This is a genomic window from Enterovibrio norvegicus DSM 15893 (assembly GCF_900115495.1).
In the GTDB taxonomy this organism is placed as follows: domain Bacteria; phylum Pseudomonadota; class Gammaproteobacteria; order Enterobacterales; family Vibrionaceae; genus Enterovibrio; species Enterovibrio norvegicus.
Map to the genome: position 1 here is coordinate 1 of NZ_FOWR01000038.1, position 12,028 is coordinate 12,028.

9 protein-coding genes are annotated in these 12,028 nt (G+C 45.9%); 4 read left to right on the plus strand and 5 right to left on the minus strand.

Annotated elements, in window-relative coordinates; genetic code table 11:
• Positions 1-413: transposase (locus BM082_RS19555; RefSeq protein ID WP_139218807.1), on the plus strand; the 413-nt coding region annotated here is incomplete at its 5' end.
• Between the two features lie 91 nt (positions 414-504).
• Here BM082_RS19555 and prc read toward each other — a convergent pair.
• The 3 genes from prc to BM082_RS19570 form a co-directional block, all read right to left on the minus strand.
• On the minus strand, positions 505-2,502 hold the full coding sequence (gene prc, locus BM082_RS19560) for a carboxy terminal-processing peptidase (protein ID WP_017013605.1): 1,998 nt from the start codon (positions 2,500-2,502) through the stop codon (positions 505-507).
• Between the two features lie 18 nt (positions 2,503-2,520).
• Positions 2,521-3,177, minus strand: coding sequence for an RNA chaperone ProQ (gene proQ / locus BM082_RS19565; RefSeq protein WP_017013604.1), 657 nt, complete (start codon positions 3,175-3,177; stop codon positions 2,521-2,523).
• A 114-nt stretch (positions 3,178-3,291) separates the two neighbouring features.
• The gene (locus BM082_RS19570; protein WP_017007602.1) at positions 3,292-3,750 is read right to left on the minus strand and encodes a GAF domain-containing protein; all 459 of its coding nucleotides are present in this window, start codon (positions 3,748-3,750) and stop codon (positions 3,292-3,294) included.
• Positions 3,751-4,184: 434 nt separating this feature from the next.
• Here BM082_RS19570 and BM082_RS19575 point away from each other — a divergent pair, with 434 nt between their 5' ends.
• The 3 genes from BM082_RS19575 to rsmF all read left to right on the plus strand — a co-directional run bounded on the left by BM082_RS19575 (position 4,185) and on the right by rsmF (position 9,609).
• Positions 4,185-5,402: a paraquat-inducible protein A gene (locus tag BM082_RS19575; RefSeq protein WP_026024864.1), complete on the plus strand. Its 1,218-nt coding sequence runs from the start codon at positions 4,185-4,187 to the stop codon at positions 5,400-5,402.
• Entirely contained in the window at positions 5,389-8,013 is a 2,625-nt protein-coding gene (locus tag BM082_RS19580; RefSeq protein ID WP_017013602.1) for a PqiB family protein, read from the plus strand. Before BM082_RS19575 ends, BM082_RS19580 begins: the two co-directional genes overlap by 14 nt.
• A 162-nt stretch (positions 8,014-8,175) precedes the next feature.
• Entirely contained in the window at positions 8,176-9,609 is a 1,434-nt protein-coding gene (gene rsmF, locus BM082_RS19585) for a 16S rRNA (cytosine(1407)-C(5))-methyltransferase RsmF (RefSeq protein WP_017011922.1), read from the plus strand.
• 375 nt (positions 9,610-9,984) lie between these two features.
• Here the strand turns inward: rsmF and BM082_RS19590 are convergent, their stop codons facing one another.
• Both BM082_RS19590 and BM082_RS19595 read right to left on the minus strand, forming a co-directional pair.
• Positions 9,985-10,821 carry a CvfB family protein gene (locus BM082_RS19590; protein WP_017013601.1) on the minus strand — a complete coding sequence of 279 codons (837 nt, stop codon included), beginning with the start codon at positions 10,819-10,821 and terminating at the stop codon, positions 9,985-9,987.
• A gap of 220 nt (positions 10,822-11,041) precedes the next feature.
• Positions 11,042-11,845, minus strand: a complete 804-nt coding sequence (locus BM082_RS19595) for a putative PEP-binding protein (RefSeq protein WP_017013600.1) — start codon at positions 11,843-11,845, stop codon at positions 11,042-11,044.
• Positions 11,846-12,028: the final 183 nt, after the last annotated feature.

The window sequence follows — 12,028 nt, forward strand, 5'->3', positions numbered from 1 at the left end:
TCTACAGTCATCGCTGGGAAATCGAATTAGGTTACCGAGAGATGAAACAGTACATGCTTCAAAATAGCCTGACACTAAGAAGTAAAACGCCGGCGTTGGTCAAGCAGGAGCTTTGGGGGATGTTGCTTGCCTACAACCTGCTGCGTTTTATGATGTGCCAGATGGCGTATTCCTTGAATACGGTAATGCCATACCAAATAGGTTTTAAGCAGGCATCGATATTTTTGGTGAGTCAGTTGCAGATGCTCCCGGCTGTCGCGCCCGGAAGATATCCAGAAGTGCTCAGGTATATCCTCGATATGGCAGAGAGCTTTGTGCTTCCAGAGAGGATGGAGAGGACATATCCAAGAGCAGTAAAGAAAAGGCCCAGTCGCTATGCGACCAGGCCTTCTAGAAGGCGTAATTCAGCTTAATTCACATGCATTAGGCTCGAGGCCTGCTTTTTAATTTCTGTTAACTATTGATAAATCACTAATTAATTCATCATTGAGTAACAACTCAACACTACTTAGCCCTTGCCATGTCTAGCGTAATCAAAGCCGCTTCATTCAAATAAGCGTCTGGCTGTTCATAATCGCTTGGCACGTCATCCAATGTCTTAAAGGCTTTTTTCCCCAACATTTTTTGACGGTCATTTAAACGCGCAAGTCGCTTTTTATCTTCTTTTTCACGTTCTGCGATGCGTGATTTCTCATTCAAAGAAATCACATTATCGTCTTTAATCGCCTTGTACTCGGCAATGTCTTCAGCAATAAAGCCAAACTCTTCATCATTTTTGATGCGAGACTGGTGCAATTTACCAAGTTCAACAACCAAGCTGTTGGTATTACCAACAGTGCTGTATGCAGCAGGGTTAATGCTATCCCACGGCAACGCATTTTCTTCAACACTCTCTCCTGTTTCTTCAGGATCAACCGCCGTTGGGAACGCAATGTCAGGAACAACACCTAAGTTTTGTGTACTACCACCATTGATTCGATAGAATTTTTGGATGGTGTACTGAACATGGCCTAGTGGTTTGTCGAACAAATCATAGATATGGTTCAGTGAACGGTGTTGTTGCACCGTGCCTTTACCGAAAGATTGTTCGCCCAAAATCACTGCGCGACCATAATCTTGCAATGCGGCAGCAAAGATTTCAGAGGCAGAAGCAGAGTAACGGTTGATCAAAACGGTCACTGGGCCATCGTAGTAAATAGCATTGTCGCTGTCGCTGTTCACTTTTACGCGACCATAACTGTCACGTACTTGAACAACGGGGCCACCATTAATAAACAAACCGGTCAACGCAGACGCTTCACTTAGCGCACCACCACCGTTGTTACGAAGGTCGATAACAATACCGCTGACCTTATCTTTTTTGAGCTTGGCAATTTCTTTCTTAGTATCTTCAGCGAGACCAACATAGAAACTAGGGACTGAGATAACACCCACTTTAGCCGAACCTTCTTCGATAAGTTCAGATTTTACTGCACGATCTTCAAGGCGGATTTTGTCACGGACAATTGTTACCTTGTAACTTTTAGAGTTCGCGCCTTCAGGTAATATCTCAAGTTTTACCTTGCTACCCTTTGGACCTTTAATCAACTGAACAACATCATCAAGACGCCAGCCAATCACATCAACGACTTTATCGTCATCCTGCGCAACACCAATGATTCGGTCACCTGGAGACAACTTTTTCGAGCTTGATGCAGGGCCACCCGCAACCAAAGAGCGAATAACAGTGAAGTCATCTTCAACCTGTAACACCGCGCCAATCCCTTCCAAAGACAGGTTCATCTCAGATTGGAATTGCTCAGCATTTCGTGGCGACAAGTAACTGGTGTGAGGATCAACTTCACGCGAGAAAGCATTCAGATAGATCTGAAAAACATCTTCGCTTTTCGTTTGGGTAAGGCGTTTGAGCGCGTTGTTATAACGCTTTTTCAACGTATCTCGAATATCAGGCCAATCTTTACCCGCCAACTTCAAGTTCAACGCATCATTCTTTACACGAAGACGCCACAGTTCATTAAGCTCTGCGTCGTTTTTCGCCCAAGGCTCTTCGCTGCGATCGACCAACATATCGTCATTTGCATCAAACGTAATTTCGTTATCGAGCAAAGACAATGCATATTGGTAACGTTCAAAACGCTTTTGCAAAGACGCATTGAAAATGTCGTACGCTGCTGTTGTTTCGCCTGAACGCAGTTGATCATCAAATTCTGAACGCCACTTGGATAGCATATCGACTTGTTCTTGCGTCAAGAACAAGCGATTAAAATCAAGTGTTTCTAAATAACGATCAAAGACTTCCGCGGAGAATGCATCATTAAGCTGAAACTGCTTATAGTGAGATTTTTCAAAACGGCGGGTAATACGTTTGCTGGCTGTCTTGTGTTGAGGTTCAGACACCAGAGTAGGTAAGTCAGATGATTCGTACTTAGCCTCAATGGCATGAGCGGATGCTGCCAGCATAATACTGGCAGCAATCACAGAAAAGCGGATTCGACATGTCATGCGTCGAGGGTTCTCCCTTTATGAACTGAGGTGCTCCGCTTTAACGAGCATGGTTAGACCATTGCTTAAACGTACGCGAACCTCGTCCTTATTAAGTTCTACAATCGTAGCGGGCATGTTGCCATTACCCATATTAACGTTAACGTCCTTACCTACGACAATATCTTCGGCGTTGAGTTCACGACGTGGCTCAACTGGCTTCTTAGTAAGCTTAGTATTTTTTGCCTTAGCTGGTCGAGATTTTGCTTGGTTAACCGTTGATTTATTTGCTTTTGGTGCTGTTTTGTCTCTCGCGTTAGACTTTTTGTCACCTTGTTTCGCAGCTTGCTCTTTACGACGTTCAGCAGCTCTCGCTTTGCTTTCAGCCAACGCAGTTTGAGCATGCTCAATGTGCTCTTGCTCAAGCGCGCCACAATCACTACCGTCTAGATCAACGCGAACAGCACCTTCTTTAGCGCCATATAGGTAACGCCAGGAAGACGTGTATTGACGCAATGCGGCACGAAGTTGGGTTTTACTGACCCTTGGATCATCAGCAAGACGTTCAGACAAGTCTTGGAAAATGCCGATTTTCAGAGGACGCGCTTCACCTTCAAGAGTGAAACAGTTCGGGAAACGCTCAGCGATATATGCAATAACTTGTTTGCTGTTGGCCAGTTTTTCAGTGTTTTCCATTTTTCTTCCTGTCTCTTTGCGCAAAGGCGACAATAGAGATTGTGTACGAGTTAACAAAATAAGTGCTGCGTATTATAGATACCTGAGTACGAAAAACCACAGAGAACCTTAAATTTAGAGGTGTTTTTGCAATTCATTGACCAATAAAGTGAGTCCGGTTTCATCATACTCATCAAATCTTGCCTTTTCTGGACTATCTATATCCAAAACACCAACAAGTTTACCCTTCACATATAACGGTAAAACAACTTCTGAATTACTGGCTGCATCACAGGCGATATGCCCTTCAAAGAGGTGCACATCTTCTATACGTAGGACAGAGTCCTCACTAAACGCAGTGCCGCACACACCTTTTCCATAGGGAATACGCACACAAGCTGGCTTACCTTGAAACGGACCCAACACTAATTCATTGCCATCATCAAGGTAAAAACCTGCCCAGTTAATGCATTCAAGTTCTTGGTAAAGAAGCGCACTGACATTAGCAAGGTTTGCAATGAGGTTAGGTTCCCCTTCTATCAAGGCTAACGCTTGACGAGTAAGAAGGTTGTAGAACGCGGCTTTGTTTTCCATTGATTTACAGCATCCGTATGAAGGAGGCAATAACCGTATAATGTATTTATCTGAGGTTCAATAGTGAAATCGCCCTAAAATTCCAAACTGCTTCAAGATGACTAAGAATTTATCCCGATGAAATCATGAAAGTTATGTGGCTAAACACAGGACGTTCGAATCTCTAGTTAAGGTGATGAATTCAGCATGAGGCATTAACCTACAAAATGAACGACGAAGATTTGAACAAATTCATTGAGATATCCGTGTTTTATACATAATTTCATGTCCCAAAAGAACGAGAAAGTTTATGATGCTTTCACTTTAACGATGACGCTGTCTTGAATATGAACACACATAGCCGTCTATCAGACTCAACACTTAGTGTACTAAGCTGTACAGCTTGAGCGCCCTATCAAGAGAAACACTCAACGTTATATAAGGTAGAATCAGCCATGCGCGTGCTGCGATGCACATCTTGTGACTTGATATTGCGTAACGTGTCTGTAGCGCGAGGCTACAGCGCATGCTGCCCGGGATGTGACTCTCGGGTGGCTAAAAATACATCACTCAGCTTTTCAGGCGAAATCGCGCTGGGGCTTGCTGCGCTGGCATTGTTCTTCCCTGCACAACTGTTTCCTTTGATCAGCATTGAGTTGATTGGCGTTAACCTTTCAACAACGGTTGGAAGTGGCGCTGTCACTCTGCTTTCTACTTTTCCTTTTGTTGGTCTGTTAGTCCTCTTCTGCACCGTCTTTTCACCCTTTGTGTTTCTCTTGTCGATATTGCTATCAAATGTCGCACTTCATTACCGCCATGCAAAAAGCCTCTACTACACGACGTATGTATTGAAGGTAATTCGACACTGGGTAATGGTCGATGTGTTTCTTGTCAGCCTCGGTATTGCAGGCTTCAAAGTCGCAGACATTGCTGAAATATCGGTGGGCAGCGGGCTCTTTAGTTTTGTGCTACTTCAGATACTCATGGCAACCCTGCTTTCTCGTGTGTCACCAAAGCGCTACTGGGATGCCTATTCTGCCAATATTCCAACCAACGAATGCGCTGATACTGCATTACATGTCGATGATACGCATTTGATTGGCTGCAAGCATTGTGGCCTTGCTCAAGATGCGGAGCATTCGAATTGCTCCCGCTGTGGCGCCAAGCTCGAAAAACGTATCTTCCAGAGTATTCAGAAAACGTGGGCTTGCTTAATCGCCGCAATTATCTTTATCTTTCCGGCGAACTTTTTCCCGATTTCCATTTTGCTTACTAACGGCAAGCGATTAGAAGACACCATATTTTCTGGCGTCGCCCATCTAATTAAAACAGGCATGTATGGCATCGCCATTATCATTTTCACCGCCAGCATCATCGTGCCCGTTGCTAAGATCGTTAGCCTCGCCTACATCCTGATTTGCATTCACTTCAAAGTGGAATCAGGCAGAAAGCAACGCATGAAAATGTATCGTTTCGTTAAGTGGATTGGTAAGTGGTCAGTCATGGATTTATGCGTTATCGCTATCATGATGTCCCTCATCGATCGAGGACGCCTTCTCGATTTTACGCCTGGTCCTGGCGCTATTGCCTTTGGCTTGGTTGTGGTGTTAACCATGATTGCTGCTGAAAGCCTCGATTCTCGTCTTATTTGGGATAAATATGAGCAACGTTGAACAACCTCAAATCAAAGAGCCGACGATTAAAAAAGACAGAGGGATCTCCCCTTTGTGGATTTTTACCGCCCTTGCTTTCTTGTTAGCAGGTTGGCTTCTTTATCGTTCCGTCAGTGAAGCTGGTGAACGCATTGAAATTCAATTTACCGATGCACAAGGCATTGAAGCGGGAAGAACCACCATCCGTTATCAAGGCTTAGAAGTCGGAATGATCCGTAAGATAAATCTGGCAGATGATCTTCAAAGCATCACGGCAGAAGCGGACATTTACCCCGAAGCAACGAAGATCCTTAAAAAGGACACGGTGTTTTGGGTGGTAAAGCCCAAAGCCTCAATCACTGGCATTAGCGGGCTCGATGCGCTGGTTTCCGGTAATTATATTGCTGTATTCCCGGGCGCGGGTGATTCGCAAACACGATTTGTTGCAGCAGAAGAAGCACCGCCTGTTGCCTTTGATGACGACAGCATGCACGTTGTGCTTGAAGCACCCGATTTAGGGTCATTGAGCATAGGTTCGGGTGTGTATTACAAGAAAATACGTGTTGGCGAAGTCTATGACTACCGTTTAACCAAAGACAAAACCCGCGTAAAAGTCTCACTTAAAGTGAAGAAAGAACACGCAAGTCTGGTTACAGAAAAATCGCGCTTCTGGAACGTGAGTGGCGTGAGTGCCGATGTGTCATTATCGGGTGTCGACGTCAAAGTTGAAAACCTCGCCTCTGTTCTCGCTGGCGGTGTTGCGTTTGACTCGCCAATGGCAGCGACACAAGCACCTGACATGACAACGTTCCAACTTTACAGATCAATTAACGATACAGACCGCGGCATCCCTATCACTATCAACTTGCCTGCGAACCACAACATCAAAAACCATGAGGCCCCTATCGTCTATCAAGGGCTAGAAGTCGGTCGCTTGAACGATATCTCATTCAATAAAGACTTCACGGGCACCATCGCGAAAGCCAACATTGATCCCGCAATGGCATGGCTATTAAAGAGCAACAGTGAGTTCATCATTGAAGCCCCGCAACTCAATTTCGATGGTTTGAAAAATCTACCGAATTTGTTTACAGGGAACACCCTGTCTATCTCCCCTGGTGATGGTGATGAAACGCATGAATTCACGGCGAAAAGCACAGATTCCATCATGGCCTCAGACCCTCGTGCACTGACGGTGTCATTAAGTGCCGAAAACGCGTGGGGGTTAGGGCGAAATACAAAGATCCTTTACCGCGGTATGCAAGTGGGCTTCGTTAACAAGACAGCGTTGAATGACGGTTCAGTCAGCCTCGATGTCATTATCGATCCACAATACAAACATCTGGTGAAGAGTCAGACACGCTTCTTCATCGTTGGTGGTGTCACTGGCCAAATCACCTCAGAAGGTGTTGAGTTTATTGTACCGGCTGTCGCGCAAATGGCGGAGCCAGCCATTAGCTTTACCAGCGAAGGCGAAGCAAAAGTACGCGATGACTACACCCTCTTTAAATCTGAAATCCAAGCACGAAACGCGCAAGACAGCTTAAAGGGCTATCGAACGCTAACCCTTATCGCTGCAAAATTGCCGTCAGTCTCCGAAGGCAGCCCCGTGATGTATAAGAACTTCACCGTCGGCAAAGTCGAAGGCTTCCAATTGGCGAAAAACAGCGTCGAAGTTCAGGTGAAAATCGAGAATCGATACCACCACCTGATCTCTGATAAAACCGTGTTTTGGAACCAATCAGGTGTCGACATAAAAGCGAGCTTGTCCGGCGTACATATCGATACAGGTTCGTTGAAATCTATCGTATCTGGCGGTATTTCATTTGGCGACATTCAAGGTATCGACAACAAAAACGGCCGTCATTGGAAGCTATATGACAGTCTGACTGATGCACAAAACTACGGGCTAAAAATCGCCTTTACAGCAGATGAAGCCAATGGCCTTTCAGCAGGCAGCAAGATCCGCTATCAAGGCGTTGATGTCGGTGAAGTGACAGATCTCTCCCCAGCCTTCCAATATGAAGGCGTGATCGTGAATGCCATTTTGTACCCTGAGTATTCCAGCAAACTTGCTAAAGCGACGAGCTATTTTTGGGTAGCGCAGCCTACATTGAGCCTAACCAAAACCGAAAACTTGGATTCTCTGTTTGGCGCGTATATTTCCGTCGTACCGGGCAATGGCAAGCTGCGTGAGGAATTCCAACTTCACAACGCTGCGGAATACAAAGGCGGCCTCACACTGGTTCTAGAGAGCGAAAATCGTGGCTCTGTGAACGTGGGAACCCCGATTCTATTCCGCGATTTTGAGGTAGGTACCGTCACCGATGTGCGTCTTGGCCGTTTCGCTGACCGCGTCCTGATTGAAGTGAAGATCAGTGATGATTACAAACATTTGGTTCGCAACAACACGGTATTCTGGAACCGTTCTGGCGTGGATGTTTCAATCGGCTTAACGGGCGCGACAGTTCGCAGTGGCACCATTGAGAGCATCCTCAAAGGTGGCATCGCGTTCGCAACACCTGAAGGCGAAGCCTTAGCGGCACCAGCGCGTTCTGATCAGCATTACTTGCTACACCGTGAAGCAAAGTCAGAATGGGAATCATGGCGCACAGCCATTCCTGAGTTCTAACACGGCAGAGCCAAGTTAAAACCGAACACAAGCACCCCGAAAAGCGCGATTCTTTATAAAGGATCGCGCTTTTTCTTTGCCGAACGTTGAGAGAATCTGGCGTCTGCACCACTTTCCTTTTACACTTCGCCATCAAGAAATTTCAGTAAGAGACACGTTCAAGTGCATCCAAATATCGAATTGCCAGAGTTATTCCTAAAACAAGTTGAGCAAATCCTTCCATCTCATCTCTCCATGGACGATTTCATCGACGCGTGTAAGCGCCCGTTACGCAGAAGCATTCGCGTAAACACGCTCAAGAACTCTGTCGAAGATTTTAAAATCCGCGCGCAAGAGAAAGGTTGGACACTATCTCCTGTTCCTTGGTGTGATACCGGATTTTGGATTGAACGTGAAGAGAACGCCGATACCGTGCCACTCGGCAACACTGCCGAACACATGGCAGGGCTTTTTTACATTCAAGAAGCCAGCTCCATGCTGCCTGTCACCGCCCTGCTTGAGAACAATACCGATCTCGAGCGCGTGTTAGACATGGCTGCAGCACCAGGGTCAAAAACAACCCAGATTGCTGCTGCACTCAATAATCAAGGTGTATTGGTCGCCAATGAGTATTCAGCAAGCCGCGTCAAAGTGCTTCACGCGAACTTACTCCGCTGTGGTGTTCATAATGCCGCTCTGACGAACTTCGATGGCCGTGTGTTTGGTGGGTGGCTTCCAGAGAGCTTTGATGCCATTTTGCTCGACGCACCCTGCTCGGGCGAAGGCACAATCCGTAAAGATGCCGATGCAATGAGCAATTGGAGCCCTGAATCTGTTACCGAGATTGCAAACACACAACGTGATTTAATCACGAGCGCCTTTCACGCGCTAAAAGCAGGCGGCTCTCTGGTTTACTCAACCTGCACATTGAACCACGAAGAAAACCAACACATTTGCCACTTTCTGAAAGAAACCTTTGGCGATGCAGTAGCGTTTGAACCTCTAGGCCATTTGTTTGAAGGCGCAGAGAAAGCCTGCACAGAAGAAGGCTTCCTCCACGTGTTTCCGCAAATCTTCGATAGCGAAGGCTTCTTCGTCGCGCGTATTCGAAAAACCGAAAATGTGAACAGCGAAATGGTGAGAAAGCGCCCACGTAATTTCCCGTTTAAGCCTGCGACACGTAAAGATTCGGCCGAAATCATTGCTGCTGTCGAATCATCACTGGGCATCGTCGTGCCGCAAAATTCAACCGTGTGGCTTCGTGACAAAGAGGTTTGGCTGTTCCCGAAAGCCGTTGAACGCTTACTTCCAGAAATTAAATTCGATCGCATCGGATTGAAACTTGCTGAGTCACACAAAAATGGTTATCGCTGGCAACACGAAACCGTGATGGCATTGGCCACTGGCAAAGAAGCGGTCTGCCTCGACCTTTCAGCAGAAAACGCTAAAGAGTGGTATATGGGCCGAGATATTAGGCCGCAAGATCTCACAGGGAAAGGTGAAGTGATTGTATGTTACCGAGGTCAACCTATCGGAATAGGTAAATGGGTAGGCAATAAAATTAAAAATGGCCTTCCAAGAGAACTAGTTAGAGACGTGAACTTATTTGTTAACTGAATACTTTTCATATTCTCAATGATGAAACGCCGTAAGCGCCTTGCAGAAGCTAAATTTGTAAGAGATTACAAATCTCCATTTAAACCAGTTAGCGCAAGGCTCTTACGAGCCATTCCCCTAAGCCCGGAACAGGAATCGTTCCGGGCTCTTTTTATTCGGCGGTCCCTCGCCTTATCATGCATTGCTTTATAGGTTTTATACCTAGCCAAACTCGCGTGGTTTGTATGCCTTACAATATGCATCGTAAGAAACCGTTTCACACGACCATTTTGCAAGGTCAAAGATAAGACTTCTTCGCCTGAAAAAGAGACACAAAAAAAGGAACCTCTCGGTTCCTTTTTAAAGGTTTTTTGCTTGAATCAGCCGTTGACTGGTTTACTTGATCAAGTAAATGCCGTCAGACTCAATGCGAATTCGACGCTCTTTGTACAGGCTACCAATGGTTTTCTTAAACGTCGCCTTACTTGTACGGAAGATCTCAAAGATTTCCGCTGGGCTGCTCTTATCTGTCACTGGCAAGAAGCCGCCTTTCATTTCGAGAGTGCGAATGACTTTGTCAGAGAGATCATCCACTTTACCCTTGCCTAACTTCTGCAAAGACAGGTCAATTTTGCCGTCTTCACGAATTTGCTTAATGAAGGCTTTTAGCGACTTACCAACAAACAGCTTACCAAATGCTTCTGTCTTGAAGATCAAACCCCAGTGGCTATCGTTGATAGCGCACTTGTAGCCCAGATCCGTTTGTTCAACAACAGTGATATGTACCTGCTCGCCTACTTTGTAACGCGCCGGCGTTTTATCAAGGAACTTGTTAAACTTGGTTGAGCCAACAATACGACCTGATGCACTATCCAAGTAAAGATAAACAAGGTACGAATGGTTTTCTTGCATTCGAATGCGCTGCTCACTGAACGGCACCAACAAGTCTTTCGGCAAGCCCCAGTTAAGAAACGCACCGACTGGCGTCGTATTAATACAGTTCAGTTTTGCGAACTGACCAACGTGGGCCAAAGGTGTTTCTGTCGTCGCGATAATGTCGTCTTCAGAGTCAAAATAAATGAATACTTCGATTTCATCACCGAGGCGAGTGTCTTTTGGTACATAGCGCTTCGGCAACAAAATGTTCCCGTATTCACTGCCGCCATCGACGAAAATACCAAAATCGACTTCTTTCACCACGGTTAAGGTATTCAACTGACCAATTTTAATCATTGATGCTCTGCTCTTTCGTTTTTCAATTGTGCGCAGTATACGGGATTTGCTGCGCATGCGTTGTAGTTATTTGAATACAACGAAGTGATTGCCTTTTCTTCATCCAATTCGAGTGCGAATAGCTCTGTAAGCCAGTCAACACTAGGCTTGCACACCGTGAGACTTTACGATCAAAAACGCCGCGAACCATCGCGGCGTTTTCACTGTTCTAACGTGCACGTTACTGGAAAAGGATCTCCACATTGGCACCTTCCGCAAGTTGGATAATGTGCGTATCGCTCTGCTGTGTTAACACGGCAACTGGTTTTTCCGCCAATTGCGCTTTTCGAATAGTATCAAGAATCAAACCACGCACTGCTTCATTATGCTTGTTAAAGCCATACGGCAACGCATCGTTTCCAAAATCCACGCCCAAGGTAAACGCGGCAAGGTTATCAACATCAACCACGATCCCATCAAAATACGCAAGCAATGGCTCGGCGAGTAACGCATTCGCGGGAAGCTGGCATGCGAGGTGAACTTTTAACCCGTTCGCGCCACGGCATAAGCCACGCTCTGCCAATCGGTCAATCATGGTGGCAGCTTCGCTTGATGTGCGAACAAACGGCACCACAATCTCAACAGGAAGCTTTTTGTCCATGATGGCTGTTTTAAGCACTTCACATTCCAACACAAAGCCCGGACGACCAATGTCACTCACGTAACGAGACACACCACGTAATCCCATATCTGGGTTTGACTCTTCCGCTTCAGCCTCGCTGTTTACTAACTGGCGAAGTTCCAGTGAGCTTTTGTGGTTCAACATGATACGAAGCGGTTGATCGGGGTTTTTCTTGTGTGCTGTTTCAATCAATTCAACCAACGTTGCAACGGCCTCTGCGCTGTCATCTAAAGATGCAGGATGGACATTGATGGCTGATGCATAGAGATCACCCAAAGCAATCAAGCCCAGGGCATTGTCATTGTTTTCGAGCTGAGACGGGGTTTTAAGAACGTGAGAGTAAGTCAATTCCATTTGAGACATAGCGCACCAATACTGCCTTGTGATGATTGAGCTGCCAAAGAGGCAAATTTTCTTGAAACAAATCGAAGGTTTATCCAAACAACAGATTTGTCTCTATCTGCCTCAAAACATACCCAGAGACACTCGGGGATACAAGCGAAAATATCAATTTCTAGCGTCAACGTTAAAACCTTGAAATCCACA

What these genes read in the sequence shown, in the direction of transcription:
- prc (WP_017013605.1), bottom strand. Translation starts at nt 2,502, where the DNA reads ATGACATGTCGAATCCGCTTTTCTGTGATTGCTGCCAGTATTATGCTG.
- proQ (WP_017013604.1), bottom strand. Translation starts at nt 3,177, where the DNA reads ATGGAAAACACTGAAAAACTGGCCAACAGCAAACAAGTTATTGCATAT.
- BM082_RS19570 (WP_017007602.1), bottom strand. Translation starts at nt 3,750, where the DNA reads ATGGAAAACAAAGCCGCGTTCTACAACCTTCTTACTCGTCAAGCGTTA.
- BM082_RS19575 (WP_026024864.1), top strand. Translation starts at nt 4,185, where the DNA reads ATGCGCGTGCTGCGATGCACATCTTGTGACTTGATATTGCGTAACGTG.
- BM082_RS19580 (WP_017013602.1), top strand. Translation starts at nt 5,389, where the DNA reads ATGAGCAACGTTGAACAACCTCAAATCAAAGAGCCGACGATTAAAAAA.
- BM082_RS19590 (WP_017013601.1), bottom strand. Translation starts at nt 10,821, where the DNA reads ATGATTAAAATTGGTCAGTTGAATACCTTAACCGTGGTGAAAGAAGTC.
- BM082_RS19595 (WP_017013600.1), bottom strand. Translation starts at nt 11,845, where the DNA reads ATGTCTCAAATGGAATTGACTTACTCTCACGTTCTTAAAACCCCGTCT.